The sequence below is a fragment of the Saccharibacillus deserti genome (assembly GCF_013618475.1).
Taxonomy (GTDB): Bacteria; Bacillota; Bacilli; order Paenibacillales; family Paenibacillaceae; genus Saccharibacillus; species Saccharibacillus deserti.
In genome coordinates, this window is record NZ_JABJVN010000004.1 from 73,655 (window position 1) to 96,242 (window position 22,588).

Sequence of the window (22,588 nt, forward strand, 5' to 3'; positions counted from 1 at the left end):
GGGTCAAGTCATGGAAGACGGGCTTGAATAGCCGGGTGTCTCCTTGCCCGGTTCTATAAGCCGCTTTGCGGCAGCAGACCGGCTGGTTCCCGCTCCAGCGCCCGGATGCCCAGCGCCAGCGCGCCGCGCAGACCGGACTGCGTGCCGAGTCCCGGCGCGACGATATACTCGCCTAGCCCTTCGGCAAGCTCCGACGCCGCGACGTAGCCGTTTAGGCTCGCCGCCGCGCGCTGCCGGATCAGCGGCAGCAGATGCTCCTGCTGCATGACGCCACCGCCGAGAATGATCCGGCGCGGCGACAGCAGCAGGACCGCCGCCGCGACCGACTCGGCGATATAATGCGCTTCGATCTCCCAGGCGGGATGATCGGGAGCCAGTTCATGTCCGGGAACGCCCCAGCGCGCCTGAAGCGCCGGACCGGAAGCCATCCCTTCCAGGCAGTCGCCGTGGTAAGGGCAGGACCCTGCGAACGGATCGTCCGGATGCCGGCGCAGCCGCAGATGTCCGCCTTCGGAATGCAGCAGACCGTGCAGCAGCCGCCCTTCGGCATACACGCCGACGCCGACGCCCGTGCCGATCGTGTAATACACGCAGCTGTCCAGGCCGCGGGCCGCGCCCCAGATCGCTTCGCCGTAAGCGGCGGCGTTCACGTCGGTATCCCAGCCGTACGGTACATCGAAGGAGCGGCGCAGCGTGCCGAGAAAGTCGAAGTTCGCCCAGCCCGCTTTGGGCGTCGTCGTGACGAAACCGTACGTGCCGCTGCCAAGGCGCAGGTCGATCGGTCCGAAGGAACCGACGCCGATCGCCTGCACGCCGCGGCCGGCGAAGTAATCGATCGCCTGCGCCAGCGTCTCTTCCGGCTTCCCGGTCGGGAAACTGATCGTGTCATGAATCTCGCCGTCCGGACTTCCGATTCCGCAGACGAATTTGGTCCCGCCGGCTTCGATCGCTCCGATCACCGCGGAATCGCCAGGGAGCGGCGTCCGTTTGTCTTCTCTGTGCGTCATCCCTTACGCCTCCTTGGAGGAACCCGCAATCCGGCAGATCCGCACGAAGCGGAACTTCAACGATTCGTCCGCCGAGAATACCGACAGCCGATCCGCTTCTGCCTTCGGGAAGATCAGATCCGTCATGACGAGCCGGCCGCCGCCTTCGAATACTTCGACCGAAGAACGGTCGACGAAAATCCGCAGCTGCGTATCGGATTCCGGTCCCGTCTTCGCCGTATGCCGCCCCGCGAAGTCCGCGTGGAATTCGCTTTCGCCCGATTGTGTCCGGTCGATATACAGCTCGCCCGCTTCCGCGTCGAAGCCGACCGGTGTTCCGCATTCTTCTCCCTGACGCAGCCGGAATTCGAACGAAAGTCCGCCTTCCGCCCGAACTTCCAGCTCGAAGGTGTCCAGACGCAGCGCTTCCAGCTCCTGACGCAGCTCGGCCAGCGTAACATCCGCAAGTTCCAGCACCGGTGTCCGTGCGGCTTCCAGTTCCCGGGCCGGACGCTGCATCAGCGTCATGGCGCCTTCTACCGTCTCGAGCGTCAGCTCCCGTGCGATCGTCATCGCGCCGCGCCAGCCGTCGGTCGGCGTCTGGTTCGCGTAGCGCCAGTTGCTCATCCAGCCGAGGTACAGCCGTCTGCCGTCTTCTTCGGGCACATCCGACCAGCTCACGCCCGCATAGTTGTCCCGTCCGTGATCGAGCCAGCGAACCTGCTGCGAAGCTTCGTCCGGCGTGAACGTGCTGCCGTCGAAATCACCGATGAAATACTGCGTCCGCGAGCCTTCCGTACTGCTTCCCCCGTCACCGATACTGACCAGCATCACCCAGCGGCTCTTGGCCGGGTCGCCGTCGACATGCAGTTCGAACAGATCCGGGCATTCCCATACGCCTTCATGCGAGCCGATTCCTTCACCGAAATCGCTGCCCCATGTCCATTGTTTGAGATCGGGCGAGCGGTACAGCGAAACGGTCTGTCCGCAGGCGACGACCATGATCCACTGCCCGCTCGGTTCGTGCCGGAATACTTTGGGATCGCGGAAATCGGGAAGGTCGGCGCGTTCAAGCACCGGATTGCCTGCGTATTTGATCCAGGTGCGGCCTTTGTCCGTGCTGTAAGCCAGACTCTGGGTCTGCACGACCGGCGCGTCCGGGCGCTCCAGATGATGGGTGAAAATGGCGACCAACCCCGGCTCGTCGGGGAAAAACCCGGTCGTATTGTGCCAATCCACTACCGCGCTGCCCGAGAAAATCGTGCCGTGCTCGTCGGGTTCCAGCGCAATCGGGAGTTCTTCCCAGTTCGTCAGGTCGCGCGTGACCGCATGTCCCCAGTGCATGGGTCCCCAGGTATCGCCGAACGGATGATGCTGAAAAAACAAATGGTATTCGCCGTCGAAATACACCATTCCGTTGGGATCGTTCATCCATTTCTGCTGCGGGGAAAAATGGTATGCGCCCCGGTGATCGGGCTTCGTGACTTGCATCGTCATGGTTTGTCTGCCTCCTATACTTTCTCTATGCGTACGTTCTTCTACTTAAGACTTCACGGCGCTCCGGTCGTAACCGTCCTGCCGGATCTTCAGCCATTCCTGCAGGCCGAGCCGATCGAGTTCCGCCAGGTAAGCGTCCCATTCCTGATCCGCTTTGCCGTTTTGGTACCATTCCGTGCGTTTGCGCAGCATGTACGGAAAGAGATCGGCTTCGATCGTGGAGAGCCGGTCCAGTTCTTCGATACTGAAAAAGACATTCGGGTACGTGTTCTCTGCCTTCATATGCGGAACGAGCACTTTCTCCATCAGGTCCATCCGCCATTTGGCGTCGTCCGGCATCGTCGTGTACTTGCCGAAGTATTCGTCAAGAATCGCGAGCGGTCCGCCGATACTGGTCTTCTGGCGCAGTTCGACCGGCGCGGAGCCTTCGAGCGGCAGATGCTTCAGCATTTTTTTGGCTTCGTCGAATTCGAAAATGTTCTGCTGGGTCTCGTCGCCGTAAGTGCCCCAGTTGTTCTGCACGGATTGCAGCGGATCATACAGCTGATCGACCCATTTCGCCGTCGTCTCCAGCTGCTTGTTCGTGCTGGTTACGACCATCGAGCCGCGGAAAAAGCCCATGCCGTTATTGCGCGTGACGTTGACTTCGCCGCTCGGTCCGGCGACCGGAGGCATCAGGTCGTATTTGTCGTTCATGCCGGTAATGTTCGCTTTGTCCCAGGTGAAATACAGGCCGTAGCGGTCGTCTTTGCCTTTGGCGACGTACGTATTCCAGTCCTGCTGGAACGATTCGATATCGACCAGCTTGTTTTTGTACAGATCGTATACATAATTGACCGCATCCTTGTAGCCGGGCTCCGTGCCGGTGAACACCACTTTGCCTTCGTCCGTCACGACCAGATGCTCGGGATTTTCCCCCAGGCCGAACGCCGCGAACAGGAAGGTCAGATTCTCGCCGCCCGGTTTGTCGATAAACGACAGCGGAATCTCGTCGGCTTTGCCGTTTCCGTTCGGGTCCTTCGTTTTGAACGCGGTCAGTACTTCCTTGAGCTCATCCGTCGTCTTCGGCATCTCGAGGCCCAGCTTCTTCAGCCATTCCACGTTGATCCACGGCATATCGTCGACCGACTGGATACGCTCTTTGCCCGAACCCAATTCTTCGATCCACGGGAACGCGTAGATATGGCCGTCCGGCGCGGTGATCATCGAGCGGTATTCCGGGTGTTCGTCAAGCACTTTTTTGAAATTCGGCATATGCCGGTCGATCGCGTCTTCCAGCGGCACGATCGCTCCGTCCTTGGCCAGCTTCAGCAGGTCATAGTCGCTGTATTCGGCGGCGAAGACCGCATCCGGCAGATCGCCGCTGGCCATCGCCAGGTTGCGCTTCTCCGCAAACACGTCGCTCGTATAGCTGGTCCAGTCGATATGCACGCCGGTCTTCTCTTCCAGCCGCTTGACGACCAGCTTCTCGTTCGGATCGGGAGGGGCAAGCGGCGAACTTGAAGTCAGCACGCGCAAAATCGGTTTGCCGTCGGCAGTCTGCTGCGGCTCGGACGAACCGCCTCCGCAGGCGGTCACGAGCAGCACGGTGGACAAGGCGGACGCGGAGAGTGCTTTTTTCCAATGCGGCAGGCGAAGCTTTTTCATAGGGGATTCCTCCTTGGGATGATGAACCTCGGTGAGCGGCTGATCGGACATCGAACACGGGAACGGCGTTTCGTCGGGCGGTTTTATTTGAGGGAACCGACCATGACGCCTTTTTCGAAATATTTTTGGAAGAACGGATACATCACGATCAGCGGCAGGCTGGAGACGACGATAGACGAGTATTTGATCATTTCCGACAGCCGTTTGAGTTCCGCCATCGCCTGCTGGTCGCCGATCATGCCGGGCGCCGCCTGGTTCTGGATCAGGATCGAACGCAGCACGAGCTGGAGCGGGAACAGCTTGGAGTTTTCCAGATAGATCATGGCGTCGAAGTACGAATTCCACTGCCCCACGAACGCGTAGAGCGCCAGCACGAACATGATCGGCTTGGAGAGCGGAATGACGATGCGCATGAAAATCTTGAATTCGGAAGCGCCGTCGACGTTCGCGGCTTCTTTGAGTTCTTTGGGAATGCTTTTGAAGAAAGTCCGGGCCAGGATGATGTTCCACACGTTGACCGCCCCGGGAATGATGAGCGCCCACGGCGTGTCGAGCATGCCGAGCTGACGGATCAGCAGGTAGGTCGGAATAAGCCCGCCGCCGAAGAACATCGTGATCAGGAACAGCGTCATGACGAGCTTGCGTCCGGCCAGCGTCTCGTCGGCCAGCGCATATCCGGCGCAGACCGAGACAAGCACGGTGAAGACCGCGAACGCTCCGGCATACAGCAGCGAGTTGAAGAAGCCGCGGATCATGGCGTCATTGCCCAAAATTTTGCGATACCCTTCCAGGCTCCAATCGGACGGGTTAAGCGACAGCCCCCGATTGAGCAGTACGGTAGGATCCATAAATGAAGCGACGATGATATACACGAACGGGACAACGACGACCAGTACGGCCAGCGTGAGGAACAATCCGTTCAAGACGAGCAGAAACCGGTCGAACGGCGTATTTTTGACAGTCATCGCGGTTCTCTCCTTTCCGGCAAGATTTAGTAAAGACCCTGATTGTCGTTGAGTTTTTTGACGACGAAATTCACGGTGAGCAGCAGGATCACGTTAATGAGGGAATTGAACAATCCGACGGCCGCCGAGTACGGGTAATCCCCGGACTGCAGGCCGACTTTGTAGACGTAGGTCGCGATGATCTCCGAAGACGGCAGGTTCATCGACGTCTGCAGCAGGTAGGCTTTCTCGAAGCCGATCGACATGATGCCGCCCGCCGCCAGGATGAACACGATCGCCATGATCGGTTTGATCGTCGGCAGATCGATATGCCAGATGCGCCGCATGAGGCTCGCCCCGTCGAGGCTGGCCGCGTTGTGCAGCTCCGGGTCGACGCCGGCCAGCGCCGCCACGTAGATGATCGAAGCCCAGCCCGCGGTCGCCCAGATGTCCGACAGGATGTACACCCAGCGGAAGTAAGCGGGATCGGTCATGAACATCAGCGGCTGGCCGAACACCCAGGTTGCGATCGCGTTGATCGGTCCCGTCGGCGACAAGAAGATGAACAGCATACCGGCGATGACGACGACCGACACGAAGTTCGGCGCGTAGAGGAACAGTTGGATATTTTTCTTGGCTCCGGCTTTGCGCACCTGATTGAGCATCAGGGCAAGCAGGATTGGAATCGGAAAGCCGAACAGCAGTCCGTAAAAGCTCAATTTAAGCGTGTTCATAAAAATGACTTCGAAGTTGGGCGAGTAGAGGAACTTCTCGAAGTACTTCAATCCCGCCCACTCGCTGTTCATGATGCCCCGGATCGGGCTGAACTCCTTGAACGCGATAATGGCGCCGTACATGGGTACGTATTTGAAAATCAGAGTCAATAAAAGCGCCGGTGCAAGCAAAAGGTACAGAAAGCCGTTCTTTTTGAACGTGCCCAGACCGCTTCGGGCCGCCTTTTTGCGCTGCACCAATCGGCTGCCTTTTCCGCTCTCCGCCGAATTTTCCATTCCGCTTCCTCCATTCCTTGCCGATCGATTTGGTCGCGGTAAGTCGTAAGGGCTTACATTTAACATTTGACCTCTTCCGCGTTTACAATTTACCAGAGTAATAGTTCATATGTCAACTTATTTTGTCAAAATATTTTTTACATTTGTTTGATCGATATTAGGTATTAACTCTTTTATAACTTTACATTTGTAAACTTCGGATTGCTATTCAGCCCTTATTACGATACATTTGACTATGTAAGCCTTATCTTCGCGCCGCGTGCGGCCGAAACTTTCCTACTCAACCGAACTGATAAAGGTGGACCGCATCCATGGCCAAAGAGAAAGTGACGATTCAACAGATTGCGGACGCACTGGGCATCTCCCGCAACACGGCTTCCAAAGCGCTGAACGACAGCGGAGGCATCCCCGAAGAAACCCGTGCCCGCGTGATCAAAAAAGCGATCGAACTGAAATACAAACAATTCGCCTATATGGAAAGCGAAGGGTTTCTGCCCAAAAAAACGGGCAATATCGCGCTGCTGACGACCAATCTGCCGAATACGTCCCACTTCGGTTCCCAGGTCATCAGCGGACTGGAGAAAAAGATCAGTATGGAAGGGTACAATCTGTCGATCCATATCGTGCGGGACGACGAACGGGGCGAACGGGCGCTGCCGGTCAACTTCGATGCTTCCGGCGTGGACGGAATTGTCTGCATCGAGCTGTTCGACCTTGCCTACAGCCGCCTGCTGACCGAACTCGATATTCCGGTCATCTTTATCGACTGCGCGGCGGACGCGGCTTATCCGGACTTTGCGGCCGACGTCCTGCTGATGGAGAATGAACACAGTACCTATCGCATGACGTGCGGATTGATTGAAGACGGCTTGACCGAAATCGGATTCGTCGGCGACTTCAACCACTGCAAAAGCTTCCGCGAACGCTGGATCGGTTACGGACGCGCCCTGGCGGATGCGGGCCTTGACGTTCCGCGCGAACAGTCGATCCTCGACGAAGACCGCTTCTTCCTGTTTGAGAGCGATTGGATGGAGCAGCGGCTGCGGCAGATCGACAAGCTTCCGCAGGCGTTCGTCTGCGCCAACGATTTTATCGCCGTCCGCGTGATGCGCGCGCTCAAGAACAGCGGCCTGAACGTCCCGGCCGACGTGCGCGTCTGCGGCTTCGACGATTCGCCCGAATCGCGGATCGTGGAGCCGCATCTGACGACGGTGCATATCTACAGCAGCGATATGGGCGTCAAAGCCGGCGAGATGCTGCTGTCCCGTATCCGCAATTCGCGGCAGCCTCATCAGGTCACCCACTTATACACCCAACCGATTTTCCGGGAATCGACGGCGGGCGGTCCGCGAGGGGCGTGACACTTCGGCCGTAACTTTCCGAGGCCGGGCTGCGTTCACTCTTCGAAACGTTCAGACAGGCCGAACAAACCTTCAATGAAACGGAGCCCTCTTCCATGATCAAAAACGAAAAAATCAAAGCCGCCGAAGTCGACGTGACCGGCGTAAACGGTGAAGCGCTCGGCATTATGGCAACAGGCGCAGCGCTCAAACTGGCCAAAGAGCTTGGCGTGGACCTCGTCTGCACCTCGCTCTATTCCAGTCCTCCTCCCTGCTCCCTGATCTCTTCCGGCAAAGCCAAAGAAGCCAAGCAGCAGGAGAAAAAAGCGTCCCGCCCGTCCAAAACCAAAGAAATCCGGCTGACCGCCAACATCGAAGAACACGACTACGAGACCAAAAAGAACCAGGCGCAGCGCATTCTCGAAGGCGGAGATTCGGTCCAGTTCGTCGTCAAAGTCTACGGCAAGGAAGGCACAAAAGCCAAAGAACTGCTGGAAGAACTGCTTCGCGATCTGCAGGGAACCGGCACGAAAAAAACCGGTATCCAGGTCAGCGGCAAGCAGGCGGCGGTGCAGGTGGATCCGGTATAGGCGAACGCCGGCGGGCGCGGGAAACCGGAAGCGGGGAGCCTGACGCCCGGATAGGCAGACGCGGGAAACCGGCCTAGGGGAATCGGGTGCGGAGATCGACGGCTCCGGGAAGCCGCTGCCGGTGCCGCCGGAAATAACTGCATAGAGGCATCTATTCTCCTTCTGATACCTCTTGTTTCGCCGAATAAATGCGTCAGAACCGTTATTCGGCGAATCAGGGCATGATTAGGCAGGAAAAGCTGAAATTAACTGTTCGGAGAACGTTATTTTGTCATTTGCCCACGTAGAGGAGAAAACAACGGTCATGAGGACGTTATTTTCGAAAATAGACAGGAAAGAAGTGACGACATGAACACCGGCAGTCTCCCCCGATTGAACGATGCGCTGTATGCGCTGCTGGGCGGAACGGATCTCGGCGAAAAAACGCATATCGCGATGACGCTGCATACGGTCGACGAAGAAGGCTACCCCCATCAGGCGATGGTCAGCGCCGGCGAAGTGTGGGCCGAAGAACGCAGCCGCCTGCGCATCGCGCTGTGGATCGGCACCGGCACGACGGCCAATCTGCGGCGCAGCGGCCGGGCGCTGCTCGCGGTCGTATACGAAGGCCTATCGTACACGGTGCGTCTGCGCGCCGAAGCGCTGCCGGAGCTTGCGAACGCTAGGCATCCGCGCGCGCGATTTACCGCGGACGTGCTGGACGTCCGCGCGGACGCCGCCAAATACGCGGATCTGACCAGCGGCATCACGATCAAACTGCATGATCCGCAGGCGGTTGTCGAACGCTGGGAAGAAACATTGGAGGAATTGAAGCAATGAGCGAACATAAGAAGGAAGCGGCTCTGGCGCAAGCGGAATTCTCCCCGGCTGCCGCTGCGCGAAGCGAGGCCGGCAGACCGCGACTCCGGCGCATTCGTCGGCACCTGCGGCTTCCTCGGCATTGAGCGCGAACATAAACGGATGGAGATCGGCTACGATCCGGCGCCCGCTTTCTGGGGCAGGGGTCTGATGCCGGAAGCGGTGCATGCCGCCCTAGGGTTCGGATTCGGTCCGCTCGGTGCGAACAAGATCGAAGCCCGGGTCGACCCCGGCAACGCCGCTTCGATCCGCCTGATGGACAAACTCGGCTTCGTCCGGGAAGGCCTGCTGCGCCAGCACGAATACGAGAAAGGCCGTTACGTGGACCTTGCGGCTTATTCGATGCTGAAGAGTGAATACGAAAGAGTGAATACGAGCCGAATCCAGCTTTGACTTTGCCAAAAAACGGCTGACTTCTGCCGATTCGCAAAAAGAGACCGCCTTTGCCGATGCAAAGGCGGTCTCTTTTGATGAACCGGTCCTCTAAATTATTCTCTAGGACCTTGATCCAGATATCGGAAGATTAACCGCGCCTAGAGCGTCCGAACTTTCAAGCGCGTTCCCCAGCTTGGGCTGAACGCTTGCGAATCTCGGATTCCGCGTCTTCGGAAATACGCTCCGCGATCCAGGGCTTCGATATCGTTCCGTTCGACATTGGATGGGACCGGCTCCTTAAAGATGGCCTGCGGCGTACATGAGATGTCTTTTCTTCACTGTCCGTATCCGTCCGTGCCGCCGCGGTACTTCGCGTAGGCCGCGTAAGCGATATAGGCGACCGTCAGGATTGCGTACGCCATTCTCGCATAATCCAACCAATCCCCGGCTGCGGCCATTCCGGCAAGCGCCGAGACCGCCACCAGCACGACGATCATCAGACCCGCATTTTCCACAAAATAATATTCCGCTCCGTCGCGCTTCAAACGGTAAGCCACAAATCCCGCCGAGAGCAGCATCAACCCGAGCATGGCATAAATGAGCAACCTTCATTCCCTCCCCGCCGTCTATACCGTTCATTATAGAGTATTTCGGAGCGAAGAAGCGGATTTCGTCAGCTGCCGGCCCGGCCGATTTTCTCCAGCTTATCGGGATTGCGCACGATATACACGGCGTGAATTCGCCCGGCCGAAGATTCGATCAGCAGGGCCGTATCGGGCTGCCCGTCTACCGTCAGCAAAAGACCGGGCTGGTCGTTCATCGGCAGAAGCGCGAACTCCGCTACCGGCCCGGACGCAGGACTTGCCGCTATCTCCGATATCCCCGGCTTTTGCGAGAGTTCCGGCGTTCCCGCCGAATCGGCCGCTCCGGCGAACTTCCGCGCCAATCCGCCCAGGAAAGCCGCTACCGCCTTCGCTCCGACAATCGGACGAACCGCCGCCGAGACTTTGCCTCCTCCGTCGGAACGCAGCGACGCATCCGGATGCAGCAGTTCCAGCATGCCGGTCAGATCGCCGGTGCGCGCCGCGTGCAGAAACTGCAGCACCAGCGGTTCGGCGTCGGCGGTAGGCATAAGCCCCTCAGGCGGCTGCGCCGCTGCGATCTTCGGCCGCAGGCGGCTCATCGTCTGCCGGCAGGCCGCTTCCGAACGGCCTGTCGCTTCGGCGATCGCTTTGTAATCGAAAGCGAAAGCTTCCCGCAAAATGTAGACGGCACGTTCTACCGGATCGAGCGTCTCCAGCAGCAGCAGAATCGCAAAAGACACGCCTTCTCCCTGCAGATAAGCCGCCGCCGGATCATCCGCTTCGATCGCAATCGGCTCGGGCAGCCACGGGCCGATATAAAGTTCTCGCTGCAGCCGCAGCCTTTTCAGGATATCCAGGCAGCGGTTGACCGCCATTTTGCATAAATAGGCTTTCATATGTTCTTTGTCTCCGGGCGGTTTCTCCTCCAGACGCAGGAAGACGTCTTGAACGACGTCTTCGGCATCCGAAGCCGTCCCGAGCATCCGATAAGCCAACGAGAACAGCAGCGGACGGTATTCGCCGTACAGCTTCTCCCGATCTACGGAAATAACCATGCCTACCCCTCCTTTTCTAAACGGCTTTAATCCGGCAGCAGGTCTACCAACTTCCACGTGTACCGCCGCGCCAGCAGACCCAGCGATCCGGTCAGCACGATATCGCGGCCCTGCAGGCGCGTCCAGGCGAACCCCCGTGCGGGCCCGAGCGATGCGCAGAGCACAAGCGGCGCAGAACGGTAAGCCGGTTCGGCGCGCCCTTCCAGGCCGGCGCGGATCGCTTTCGCCAGCCATTTGGCTTGGGACGTCCCTTCCCGGCAGCTCATTCCCTCGATCCGGCCGGTCGCGGGATCGACAATCCGGGCGCAGTCTCCGACGGCGTAGCAGCCGTCAAGTCCGCCGATTCGCAGCGAAGCGTCGACGACGATCCGGCCGACTTCGTCGACCGGAAGCCCCCATTTCGCCGCCGCGGGACTCGCCTGCAGCCCAAGGGCCCATACGCACAGATCCGCCGGCAGGCTCTCGCCGTCTTCAAGCTCCAGCCGTCCGCCTGCGAAACGCACAGCCCGGCGTCCGTGCAGCAGGCTCACACCCGCCGCGCGCAGCTCCCGCTCCAGACGCTCGCCCACCTCCGCCGACGCCTGCGGCAGCAGCCGCTCTCCGCTGTCGATCAGCGTCACGGCGGGATGTTCCGCCGCCAGTCCGCGCTCGCGCAGGCGGCGGCGCAGCTCGTCGGCCAACTCGGCCGCCATCTCGATGCCGGACAGTCCCCCGCCCACCACGATAATCTGCGGAGAGCGGCTGCCTGCTTCAAGCGCAGAGCGCTGCCCTGCCGGTTTTTCTTCGCCCTCGATTCCCCGAATCCCGCCGACCTCCAGGGCTTCGAGCGCTTCGCGGATCTTGTCGGTTTCTTCGGGATTCGATAAATCGAATCCGCCGCGTTCTTCTCCGCCGGATCGGGGAACGCTTCCCGTGGCAACGACCAGCCGATCGTAAGCCAGCGTCTCGCAGCGCCCGTCCGGCCGCTTCAACTCCAACTGCCGCTCCGAAGCGTGGATGCCGAGCACGTCCGCCTGCAGGAACCCGATATCGCTCCGTGCCAGATTGGCAAACGGAATCTTCGTTTTCTCCGGATGAACGGCTCCTCGAAACAACAGTACTTTGCGCAAATGGGCCGCGTTCCGGTCGATCAGAATCAGTTTGGCCTGGGCGGCTTTTCCTTTTCGCTCCGGGGTCGTTCCCCGCCCCGGAACTTCTGCCGCGTTTGGCACCGTCTGTCTCTCCCCTGTTTTCAACGCGTGGACCCTCAGTTCCTTTTTTAACCTCAAAAGGGTTTGCAGGCCCGCGTATCCGCCGCCGATCACGACGATTACCGGAATTTCGTTTGGGTTGTTCATGGACAATCTCTCCTTTGCCGCCAGTCTGCCCATGAAACGATTAACGGAACCTTTTTGTGACAGCGCCCCGTAGAAGGCCTCTCGATCAAAAAGCCGCCTGCCCATCTTCCCGATGGACAAACGGCCGATCTCTTTCGGTTTGGCTCAGTCTCCCGCTTCTTCCTGCATGCCCTGGCCGTTGTACAATCCGCTGTAGAAGCCGCCCAGTGCGAGCAGCTCGTCATGCGAACCGTGTTCGAGCAGACCGCCGTCTTTGAGGACGAGAATCTGGTCGGCCTGGCGGATCGTGTTCAGCCGGTGGGCGATGACGAAGCTGGTCCGTCCTTTCATCAGGCGCTGCAGCCCCTGCTGGATCTTGATCTCCGTCACCGTATCGATACTGCTCGTTGCCTCGTCGAGGACAAGAATGGCCGGATCGGCCAGCATCGCCCGGGCAATCGCCAGCAGCTGCTTCTGCCCTTGGCTGATGCCGCCGCCTCCGTTGTTAAGAATCTTGTCGTAGCCATCCTGCAGCCGGACGATAAACGAATGGGCATTGGCCAGCTTGGCCGCTTCTTCGATCTCTTCATCCGTCGCATCCAGCCGGCCGTAGCGGATATTCTCTCGGATCGTGCCTTCGAACAGGAACGTATCCTGCAGCACGAACGCCATATGCGAGCGCAGATTCTCCCGCTGGATACTGCCGATCTCGCGGCCGTCGATCGTAATCCGGCCGCCGCTGGCATCGTAGAAGCGCGACAGCAGCTGGATCAGCGTCGTCTTGCCCGCGCCGGTCGGTCCGACCAGAGCGATCGTCTCGCCGGGTTTCGCTTCGAACGAGATATCCGACAGCGTCGTCTGTCCTTCGTCGTAACCGAACGAGACGTCTTCGAACTTGACGGCGCCTTCGATCTTGTCGAGCTTGGATGCCTGGCCTTCGTCTTTGTTCTCGACTTCTTCGTCCATGATCTCGAAGACCCGCTCCGCGCCGGCAATCGCCGACAGCAGGGTATTCCACTGGTTCGCCAGATCGTTCAGCGGCCGGGTGAACTGGCGCGCGTATTCCACGAACACGATGATGACGCCGATCGTGACCTGACCGTTGATGGCCAGAATGCCGCCGATCCCCGCGACGAGCGCGAAGCTTAGATTGTTCAGACTGTTCATCAGTTTCGGAATCATGCCGGAGATCGTCTGCGCCCAGAAGCCCGACAGGCGGATTCGTTCATTGCGCTGCGCAAATTCGCGCTTGACCCGGTCTTCCTGGGAAAAGGCTTTGATAATCCGCTGGCCCGACAGCGTTTCTTCGATATAACCGTTCAGATCGCCCAGATTGCTCTGGCGCTCCTTGAACAAAGGACCGGTCCGCCGCGTGATCCAGCGCATGCCGATCGCCATGAGCGGGACGACGATAAAAGTCAGCAGCGTCAGCAGCGGGCTGAGCGCCAGCATCACGCCAAGAGTCCCGAACAGGATCAGAATGCTGGAGAAGATCTGGATCGCCGAACTGTTCAGCGTTCCGCTGACATTTTCCATATCGTTCGTGACCCGGCTCATCAGCTCGCCCTGTTGGCGTTTGCCGAAGAACGGAATCGGAAGCTTGTGCAGATGGGAAAACAGATCGACCCGCATCCGGTAGACCGTCTCCTGCGCGATCTCGATCATCCAGATGCTCTGCAGGAACATGGTCAGCGGACTGAGCAGATAGACGGCGCCGAGCACGACCAGGAAAAGTCCCCAGCCGAGTCCCCAAAATGTCCCGTCGCCGCCCAGATAATCGTCGACCGCCACTCCGATCATGTAGGGACCGAGCAGCGACAGAATCGAGCTGATCAGGACCATGAACAGGACAAGCCCCAGTTTGAGTTTGCGGCGGGCCAGGTATTTCCAGATCCGAACGAGCGTCCCGGACATATTCTTCGCCCGCTTTTTCTTCTTGTATTCGCCGCTTGCTTTCGTCGGGTCCGCGATGACCGGCGGCCGCGGCTGCCGGAAAGCTTCGGTCAGTGCATTAGGCATGCAGGGCTTCCCCCTGTTCATATTGGGATTCGTGGATATGGCGGTACAGCTCCGAAGTGCGCATCAATTCGTCGTGCGTACCTCCGGCAATCAGACGCCCTTCGTCCAGCAGCAGAATCAGATCCGCCGCCCGGGTCGAACTGATCTTCTGCGTAATGAGGAACGTGGTGCACGAGATGTCTTCCAGCGCTTCGAGCAGACGGCTTTCGGTCGCCAGATCCAGGGCGCTTGTACTGTCGTCGAGGATCAGGATCGCGGGACGGCGCACCAGAGCGCGGGCGATCGACAGCCGCTGCTTCTGGCCGCCGGACAGATTCACGCCGCGCTGCCCGAGCAGGGTCTCGTACCCGTTCGGCAGCTTCTCGACCGTTTCATGAATCTGGGCGATCTTCGCCGCTTCTTCGATCTCTTCGAACGATGCTTCTTCGCGGCCCCAGGCGATATTTTCCCGGATGGAACCGGTAAAAAGCAGCACTTCCTGCGGCACGTAACCGATACTTCGGCGCAGCAGATTCGTATCCCATTCGTCGATGCTCCGGCCGTCGATCCGGATCTCTCCTTTGTCGCGGTCGTACAAATGCGGAATCAGCTGTACAAGCGAAGACTTGCCCGAACCGGTAGCGCCCATAATGGCGACCCGCTTGCCCGCGCCGATCCGGAATGAAATGTCTTCCAGCACTTTGATGTCGCTGGTCGGGTATTTGAAGGCGACACTGCGGAACTCGACGGCTCCTTCGACAACCGCGTTGCCGGTACCGCCGGCAGCCCGATGGCTCCGCTCGGCCCGGGATGCGGCGAATGCCGCAGCCGAAGCTCCGTTCTCCTGCCCGTACGCGCGGTTCTGTTCGAATTCCCCGTTCTGCGTATCGAGCACTTCCTTGACGCGCTGCGCCGAAGCGCCGGCACGCGAGAAGGTTACCGCGATCCAGGAGAACGCGGACAATGCGCCGATCGTACGCAGGGCGTAGTTGGCGACCGCGACCACTTCGCCGACGGTTGCGCCGCCCGCGGCGATATCCGCGCGGCCGAACCACAGCACGGCGACAATCGCGGCGTTCATCACCAGCATGATAAACGGCATCGTCGTCTCGGTCAGCCGCAGCGCGGAGACCGTGTTCTTCATCAGCTTGCCGCTGGAAGCGGCGAAGCGTCCGTTCTCGTGCTTCATGCGCACGAATACGCGGATCAGGCGGATACCGGTCAGATTTTCCTGAATCACGCCGTTAACTTTGTCGAGGCGCTTCTGCACGTTCTTGAACATGGACCCCGCCCGACGCATGATCCACAACACGAACACCAGCAGCAGAGGCACGGTCAGCGCGAGCAGCAGCCCGAGCTTGAAGTTGACGACCATCGCCATCACGACACTGCCGACGACGACAAGCGGAACGCGCGTCATGAACCGCAGGCTCATGAAGATGGTGTCCTGCAGCTGCGTCACGTCGCCGGTCATCCGCGTGATCAGCGACGAGGTGGCGAAGCGGCTGAAGACGGAATAAGAAAACGATTGCACTTTATCGTACAGCGTCTCCCGCAGATCGCTGGCGAAGCCCTGGCTGGCGAACGAAGCGAAGAACGAACTTGCGATCCCGGCCGCAAACGCAAAGACCGCGCCTACGATCAGAATGCCGCCCCACATCCAGACGACGCCGAGATCCGAATTGGCGATTCCGTCATCGATGATCTTCGAGATCAGATAAGGCTGTGCCAGCTCGACGGCAAGCTCGATCACCATCATCAAGAGAGCCAAGAGGGAAGCGGCACGGTACTTTTTGAGAAAAGCAAAAACCAACGACATGATCATTCCTCCGACCTGTACAGCAGTAATGGCAAAAAACGAAACGGCCTATTCCGGCGGACAACCCCACGGGCATCGGTTCCAGTATACCGGATTGGGCCGGTATTCCCCCCGATCATCGTTAACCTTTTTACAAATATCTGCGTATTCCCTTACCTATGGCATATGTTAAAAATTATTTACCCTTCCCTTAGACGGAATAACTGACTTCGAGGCAGAAAGCTAAAATTTTGTATATTTATACGTGATTGACCTTTTTTTGAACGGGTAACTTTTAAAAAGATCAAGAAATCCGTCAAAAGGAGTGTATCCCATGTCCAACTCTGCAAGAATGAACGGAAAAGTCTCTGTCGTCACGGGAGCCGGTTCGGGAATCGGACGGGCCGCCGCGCTGCGCCTGGCCGAAGAAGGGGCCCGCGTCGCGCTGATCGACCGCGATTCGCAGTTCGTCGAAGGCGTACGGGCCGAGATCGAAGCTGCCGGCGGGAAGGCGATCGCGCTGACGGTCGATATCTCCGCGCCCGCCCAATACCGCGAAGCGCTGCAGCAGATCGTGTCCGAATACGGGCGGATCGACACGCTGTTTGCCAACGCGGGCATTCTCGGCGTCGTCGGACCGATCGAGTCCATCGAAGACGACGAGTGGGACGAGACGATCACGAACAACGTCAAAGGCACGTTCACAAGCGTCAAATACGCGATTCCCTATCTGAAAGAAGCCGGAAAAGGCAGTATCGTGCTCACCAGTTCGCTCAGCGGAACCCGCGTCTTTTCGCAAAAAGGCTTCTCCGCCTACAGTACGTCCAAAGCGTCGATCGCCGCGTTCGGACAGATGGCCGCGTTCGAGCTGGCCGCTTCCAATATCCGGGTCAACGTCGTCGCGCCGGGCACGATCGACACGAATATTTTCAGCAGCGAAGACAAGGAAACCGACAAGATGAACACCAAGCCTGTCGAATATCCGGAAGGCACCGTTCCTCTTCCCGAAGGCAGCGGCAAGCCGGAACAAGTCGCGAATCTGGTGCTGTTCCTCTCGTCGGAAGAATCCGACCATATCAGCGGCGCCGTGGTGCATATCGACGGAGCGGAATCGCTGTTTGTAGGCTGACAGGCAGCGGCTGCCTGCGAGTTCGGCCCGCCCGGCTCCTGCGGGCGGTGGCGGCGCAGGCCTGCCGAAGAGCGGATGCCTGTCCGGCTTGGGTCACCAGACCGACAACAAAAACGATGCCTCCGAATAACGGGGCATCGTTTTTGGCGCGTCGCGCCTATCTAGCGGATCGTCACGGGATTCCCGAACACCCGCCGTCCAATCTCCCGCTTTCCACCGTCAAAAGCAAGCTTGAACGTCTCTTCCGCCTTGATCTCCTGCGACGAGAATCCGAGCATCACGTCGAGCTGCACGTTCTCGAGGACAAGCTTCAGATCGCGGTCGTGGTAGCCGATCGAATCGTAAGCGATCTCAAGCGCGAGCGTCACCCGTTCGCCGGCCGGGACGCTTACCCGTTTGTATGCTTTCAGTTCGCGCTCCGCCTGCAGGACGCTGGCGTATTTCTTGCGGACGTACACCTGCACGACCTGATCGCCCGCGCGCTGTCCCGTATTCACCACGTCCGCCGTCACCGAGATGCCGTCCGCGGTCTGTTCGAACCGGACGTTTTCCGCTTCGAAGCTCGTATAGCTCAAGCCGTAGCCGAACGGATACAGCGGCGCCAGATCCATCTCCAGATATTTGCCGCGCCAGAACTGCTTGTGTCCGGTCGCAAGCTGCGAGTAATGCACCGGCAGTTGGCCGAGCGCTTTGGGCAGCGTAACCGAGAGTTTGCCGCCCGGGTTGTACGCGCCGGTGAGCGTCTCCGCGATCGCTTCGGCTCCGCGCATCCCCGGTTTCCACGCTTCGAGGATGGCGTTCATCGACTGGCTTTCTTCCAGCAGTTCAAGCGGACGCGCGTTGCACAGCACCAGCACGACCGGACGGCCGGTTGCCCGCAGCGCACGCAGCAGCTTCTTCTGTTCGTGCGACAAGCAGATCTCTACGCGGTCCGTCGATTCGCCGCTGTCGTTCTCGCGTCCCATGCCGCTCGTGTCGCCGCAGACGGCGATGATGACGTCGGCGTCCCGCGCCGCCGCGACCGCTTCTTCGATCTGGTCGAAGTCGGCGTCGCCGTTATAATCGGTCGTATCCTTGATACCGGTCTTATAGACCACTTCGGCGTTTGGCAGCGCGCTTTGCAAAGCTTCGTATACGGTCGGCATATCCGGATGGTACAAATCTTCGTAACGGGTCTCTTTTTTCTTGAAAAAGAGCGTCCGGGCCAGCACTTCTTCTTCGGTCAGCCCTTCGGAGTGGTAGTACATGTCTTCGATATGGGCCGGATACGAATAATCGCTGGAGCCGAATTCCTTGACGTGGGCGAGCGGTCCGATCACGGCGACTCTGCGCAGGGAAGGATCCAGCGGCAGAATGCCGTCTTCATTTTTCAGCAGCGTCATCGTGCGCAGCGCCATTTCTTTGGACAGCTCCACCATATCCGGCGTGCAGACGGACGAATCCACGGCGGTCTCATCCACGTAAGGGCGGTCGAACAGACCCAGGCGGAATTTGAGATCCAGCACTTTGCGCACCGCCGAATCGACAAGCTCCTGATCCACTTCGCCTTTTTCCACCAGTCCCCGCAGATATTTCTCGAACATGAAGTCCAGCTCGCATTCGATCCCCGCTTCCAGGGCAAGCCGCACGGCTTCTTCCTGGGTCTCGCAGTATTCCTGGAACGACTGGATCAGCTGGATCCCGTTGCCGTCCGAGACCGTCAAGCCTTCGAAGCCCAATCGGCCCTGGAGCATCTCGCGCAAAATAGGAGCCGACGCGTGCACCGGAACCTGGTCGATTTCGTGATACGCCGCCATGACCGACAGCGCCCCCGCATCGCGGATCGCCGCTTCGAACGGTACCGCGTATTCGTCCAGCAGCTCGCGGGCCGTCACATGCACGGGTCCGCAGTTGCGGCCGCCGTCGCTGATCCCCTGGGCCACGAAATGCTTGAGCGTCGCGATAATGCCCTGCGTCAGATCGTCCGACTGCAGCCCCTGCACGTAGGCCGTTCCGTATTGGCTGACCAGATACGCATCTTCGCCGAACGATTCTTCGTAGCGGCCGTAGCGGTGGTCCCGGATCACGTCGACAACCGGACCGAGCGCCCAACGTTCGCCGGTCGCGATCATCTCGCGGCGCATGGCATCGGCCATCCGGCGGATCGGTTCTTCGTCGAACATGGCGCCGGCTCCGATATTCTGCGGGAACAGCGTATGATTGCGGCTGAGTACGCCCGATGTCGCTTCGGTCATGAACAGCACCGGAATGCCGAGCCGCGTCTCTTCCACGAAATGTTTCTGGATCGTGTTCATCGCGCGGGCCATCTCTGCCGGCAGCAGGTCGGTCGCCCCGCCGATCCGGCTGATATAGCCGCACCCGTGCGGAACATTACGGTTCGTCAGTTCCGCGGAAAAAATAAAGTTCTGCACGTCGGAGATCATGCTGCCGGTTCTTGCGGAAGTGAGCTGGGCGATCTTCTCCTCCAGCGTCATCTGATCGATCAGATCGTTCAGGCGTTCCGCGGTCGGTCTGGATGCGTCTTTGTACGTCATTCGGTGGTGAGCCCCCTTTGGATAATAAGCCTTAAGCCGACAACCATGTAACCGCATTCAATCACTGCGTCCATTATATAAAACCTTTTCGGAAAAAGCTACGCGCAAGCAAAAACCGCCTCCGGAAGAGGCGGCCTTGCGTCCAAGCTCCCGGTTAAGGCAGCGTAATATCTTCTTCGACTTCGAACGGCGTCAGGAAAGCATCCGCTTCAAGCAGCGGTGCGATCATGGCGGCCATCTCGCTGCGAGTGACCTTTTTGTTCGGATTCAAGGTGCCGGTATTTGTCGCTTCGATCAGACCCGCCGCATACGCGGCGCCCACGTCGTCGAGCGCCCAGGTCGGAATATTGCCTACGCCGCCCAGTCCTTCGGGCAGCGGCTGCGATTCCAGATGCGCGGCGCGCGCAACCATAGCCGCGGCTTCGGCGCGGGTCACCGGTTTCTTCGCTCCGAAAATCTCGCCTTCCAGATACCCGTCAAAGATACCTGCTGCGGACAGGCCGCCGACATAACGAATCGCCCAATCGGGAATCGGATCCGTGAAATAGACGTCGAATATGCTTCCGTTCGCGTTCATGGAACGGCCGAGAATGACCGTGAAGTCGGCACGGCCGATTTCGGCCAACGGACGGAACTTGCGGTCTTTGGACGGCTTGACGATCTTCTCGTTGTACAGGGTCAAGATCGCTTCCCGGTTCGGATCTTTTACGATATCGTAGAACGGATCCGGGGCAGCGGGAACGGGAGGCTTGGCTGGCGTACCGGGTTTGGTCGGTGTTCCGGGCTGCGTCGGTACCGGAGCCGCAGTGGCAGGATCGGCCGGCGGTTCCGGGTCTGCCGGCATTTCGTCCTGCTCCGGCGTCCAGTCGGCCGGTCGTTCGCCGATGAATTCAACCGGTTCTTCCGAAGCGGACGAAACGCCGTCCGGCGATTCCGGTCCGGCAGCAGGAGGCGTAGGTATGCCGGTCTGCGGAGCCGGCACGGCAGCGGCCGGCGTTTGCGGGGCCGGCGACGAAGCGGGCGGAGCCGGCTGCGCGGGATCCGCCGTTATCACGGTGCCGGATACCGAGGTTGTTTCCGCCTTGGCGGTTGGCAGGCTCAGCGAGGGTGCGAGCAGCAGTGCCGCCGCGGCGAGAAACAGAATACGTTTGCGTACCTTGCGGGTGGTCGATTGGTGCATGTTCGATTTCTCCTCCTTGTGCAGCCCGGTTCGATCAACGGGCCGTTCAGTCTGTTGGATCAAGCGGCTGTCGATTGCGGGGCATACGCAGGGCCCGAATAGGATCGGCGCATTCGCGTACACTCCAGAAAGCCATCATTCCCTCTATTACCTTACAAAAAAATGCCTTGGGATGCAAAACAGGAAAGATCGCCCTTTCTTGCACAAAAGCAGCCAAGCAGGCGTTCTTCCGCAGCGAAAATCGGTGACCGGATTATACCGGAGGCTTTGTTTTCCCCCGGTTTTCGGACCAAGCACGAACAAATCTACCCGCAGTCAGACCTTCTTCCGCCATTGCTTTAAACGGTGCCGTAACGGATAATAATCGAGAGAACCGGTTGCCGAAACAAGGAGGAATTATTCATATGACACTAAAAAGCCGCTACGACTTCCATACGCAAATCGACCGATTGGAGAGTGCTTCGGAAAAGTGGGACGGTCGCGAAAAAATTTTCGGCGCGCCGAACGCTTTGCCGCTTTGGGTAGCCGATATGGATTTTGCCGCGCCTCAGGAAGTGCTGGATGCGCTGCATAAACGCGTGGATCACGGCATATTCGGTTATACGTTCCGCACGCCGGCGTATTTCGAATCCGTCGTGAATTGGATGCAAACCCGCCATGGCTGGACGATCGAGCCCGAATGGATCACATTCACGCCGGGCGTCGTTCCCGCGCTGGCGTTCGCCGTAGAAGCTTTCACCAAGCCGGGCGATAAGATCGTGATCCAGACCCCGGTGTATCCGCCGTTCTACAATATCGTGCGCGAAAACGGACGCCAACTGATCACGAATCCGCTGAGCCTGTCGGAAACGGGCGATTATGCGATGGACTTCGACGATCTGGAGAGCAAGCTGTCCGACGACGTGAAAATGTTGATCCTGTGCAGCCCGCATAATCCGGTCGGCCGGATCTGGTCCCGCGCCGATCTGGAAAAGCTGGCGGAGATCTGCCTCAAGCACGATGTGCTGGTGGTGGCCGACGAGATCCATGCCGATCTGATTTTCGAGCCGAAATCGCATATCCCGTTCGCTTCGGTATCCGAAGCTGCGCGCGACAACTGTATCGTCTGCACCGCGCCGAGCAAGACGTTCAATCTGGCGGGATTGTCGGTGTCGAACATTATTATCCCGAACCGCAAACTTCGGACGGTGTACGAGCGTACGGTCGCCAAGATGCACGGCTTGGGATCGATCAGCACACTCGGCGCAACCGCGACCGAGGCGGCTTACACGCACGGCGGCGAATGGCTCGACGAACTGCTGGTCTACGTCCGCGGCAATATGGAATACGTACAGGCCCAGATCCAGGAGCACCTGCCCGAGCTGTCGGTTAATCTGCCGGAAGCGACTTATCTGCTGTGGATCGACTTCCGCGGACTGAACCTGGATGCCAAAGAATTGATGCGGTTCCTGCTGCACGAAGCGGGCCTTGCCCTCAACGACGGCACGATGTTCGGCATCGAAGCCGCCGGCTTCATGCGCATGAACGTCGCCTGCTCGCGCTCGATCGTGGAACAGGCGATGGGGCAGTTGAAAACGGCGGTAACGGAGCTTCGGAGCAAGAAGTAAGTTTTGCGTCGAGTCCCTATAGCCCCGACGCCGATTCGCAGTAAAAAAGCCTTTCCGAATTATCGGAAAGGCTTTTTCTGCACAGAGGCGGCAGCTTGATCGACATTCTGCGCCGCGTTTCGGCCAAACGAAAATATCAT

18 protein-coding genes are annotated in these 22,588 nt (G+C 59.2%); 6 read left to right on the top strand and 12 right to left on the bottom strand.

Annotated features, from left to right (window positions below; translation table 11 throughout):
- Positions 1-53 precede the first annotated feature (53 nt).
- From HOP44_RS12240 to HOP44_RS12260, 5 genes are all read right to left on the bottom strand, one after another.
- Entirely contained in the window at positions 54-1,007 is a 954-nt protein-coding gene (locus HOP44_RS12240) for an ROK family protein (protein ID WP_216667575.1), read from the bottom strand.
- 3 nt (positions 1,008-1,010) lie between these two features.
- Positions 1,011-2,483, bottom strand: coding sequence for a glycoside hydrolase family 32 protein (locus HOP44_RS12245; RefSeq protein ID WP_246369771.1), 1,473 nt, complete (start codon positions 2,481-2,483; stop codon positions 1,011-1,013).
- A gap of 45 nt (positions 2,484-2,528) precedes the next feature.
- Positions 2,529-4,130: an ABC transporter substrate-binding protein gene (locus HOP44_RS12250; protein WP_172253725.1), complete on the bottom strand. Its 1,602-nt coding sequence runs from the start codon at positions 4,128-4,130 to the stop codon at positions 2,529-2,531.
- Between the two features lie 83 nt (positions 4,131-4,213).
- Positions 4,214-5,095, bottom strand: a complete 882-nt coding sequence (locus HOP44_RS12255) for a carbohydrate ABC transporter permease (protein WP_172253727.1) — start codon at positions 5,093-5,095, stop codon at positions 4,214-4,216.
- Positions 5,096-5,121: 26 nt separating this feature from the next.
- On the bottom strand, positions 5,122-6,084 hold the full coding sequence (locus HOP44_RS12260) for an ABC transporter permease (RefSeq protein ID WP_172253729.1): 963 nt from the start codon (positions 6,082-6,084) through the stop codon (positions 5,122-5,124).
- Between the two features lie 311 nt (positions 6,085-6,395).
- Between HOP44_RS12260 and HOP44_RS12265 the strand changes: the two genes are divergently transcribed.
- From HOP44_RS12265 to HOP44_RS12280, 4 genes are all read left to right on the top strand, one after another.
- Positions 6,396-7,445 carry a LacI family DNA-binding transcriptional regulator gene (locus tag HOP44_RS12265; protein ID WP_172253731.1) on the top strand — a complete coding sequence of 350 codons (1,050 nt, stop codon included), beginning with the start codon at positions 6,396-6,398 and terminating at the stop codon, positions 7,443-7,445.
- A 95-nt stretch (positions 7,446-7,540) separates the two neighbouring features.
- Positions 7,541-8,014 carry a translation initiation factor IF-3 gene (gene infC, locus HOP44_RS12270; protein WP_172253733.1) on the top strand — a complete coding sequence of 158 codons (474 nt, stop codon included), beginning with the start codon at positions 7,541-7,543 and terminating at the stop codon, positions 8,012-8,014.
- A gap of 348 nt (positions 8,015-8,362) precedes the next feature.
- Complete coding sequence (locus tag HOP44_RS12275; protein ID WP_172253735.1) at positions 8,363-8,833, top strand: pyridoxamine 5'-phosphate oxidase family protein; 471 nt, start codon at positions 8,363-8,365, stop codon at positions 8,831-8,833.
- 54 nt (positions 8,834-8,887) lie between these two features.
- Positions 8,888-9,265, top strand: a complete 378-nt coding sequence (locus HOP44_RS12280) for a GNAT family N-acetyltransferase (RefSeq protein ID WP_246369791.1) — start codon at positions 8,888-8,890, stop codon at positions 9,263-9,265.
- A 317-nt stretch (positions 9,266-9,582) separates the two neighbouring features.
- Here the strand turns inward: HOP44_RS12280 and HOP44_RS12285 are convergent, their stop codons facing one another.
- The 5 genes from HOP44_RS12285 to HOP44_RS12305 all read right to left on the bottom strand — a co-directional run bounded on the left by HOP44_RS12285 (position 9,583) and on the right by HOP44_RS12305 (position 16,019).
- Positions 9,583-9,852 carry a hypothetical protein gene (locus HOP44_RS12285; RefSeq protein WP_172253737.1) on the bottom strand — a complete coding sequence of 90 codons (270 nt, stop codon included), beginning with the start codon at positions 9,850-9,852 and terminating at the stop codon, positions 9,583-9,585.
- Between the two features lie 68 nt (positions 9,853-9,920).
- Entirely contained in the window at positions 9,921-10,886 is a 966-nt protein-coding gene (gene sigJ / locus HOP44_RS12290; protein ID WP_172253739.1) for an RNA polymerase sigma factor SigJ, read from the bottom strand.
- Positions 10,887-10,912: 26 nt separating this feature from the next.
- Positions 10,913-12,223 carry an NAD(P)/FAD-dependent oxidoreductase gene (locus HOP44_RS12295; RefSeq protein ID WP_172253741.1) on the bottom strand — a complete coding sequence of 437 codons (1,311 nt, stop codon included), beginning with the start codon at positions 12,221-12,223 and terminating at the stop codon, positions 10,913-10,915.
- A 144-nt stretch (positions 12,224-12,367) separates the two neighbouring features.
- Positions 12,368-14,221 (bottom strand): ABC transporter ATP-binding protein, encoded by a 1,854-nt coding sequence (locus HOP44_RS12300; RefSeq protein ID WP_172253743.1) that lies wholly within the window; start codon positions 14,219-14,221, stop codon positions 12,368-12,370.
- Entirely contained in the window at positions 14,214-16,019 is a 1,806-nt protein-coding gene (locus HOP44_RS12305) for an ABC transporter ATP-binding protein (RefSeq protein ID WP_172253745.1), read from the bottom strand. The genes HOP44_RS12300 and HOP44_RS12305 overlap by 8 nt, the downstream gene beginning before the upstream one ends.
- A gap of 313 nt (positions 16,020-16,332) precedes the next feature.
- On the opposite strand from HOP44_RS12305, the gene HOP44_RS12310 reads away from it, so the two are divergent.
- Complete coding sequence (locus HOP44_RS12310; RefSeq protein ID WP_172253747.1) at positions 16,333-17,127, top strand: SDR family oxidoreductase; 795 nt, start codon at positions 16,333-16,335, stop codon at positions 17,125-17,127.
- A 161-nt stretch (positions 17,128-17,288) separates the two neighbouring features.
- On the opposite strand, the gene HOP44_RS12315 is transcribed toward HOP44_RS12310, so the two are convergent.
- Complete coding sequence (locus tag HOP44_RS12315) at positions 17,289-19,661, bottom strand: glycoside hydrolase family 3 N-terminal domain-containing protein (protein ID WP_172253749.1); 2,373 nt, start codon at positions 19,659-19,661, stop codon at positions 17,289-17,291.
- Positions 19,662-19,815: 154 nt separating this feature from the next.
- Positions 19,816-20,841, bottom strand: coding sequence for an S-layer homology domain-containing protein (locus tag HOP44_RS12320; RefSeq protein WP_172253751.1), 1,026 nt, complete (start codon positions 20,839-20,841; stop codon positions 19,816-19,818).
- Between the two features lie 404 nt (positions 20,842-21,245).
- Between HOP44_RS12320 and HOP44_RS12325 the strand changes: the two genes are divergently transcribed.
- A complete protein-coding gene (locus HOP44_RS12325; protein WP_172253753.1) occupies positions 21,246-22,448 on the top strand; it encodes a MalY/PatB family protein in 1,203 nt (400 codons plus the stop codon).
- Positions 22,449-22,588 lie beyond the last annotated feature (140 nt).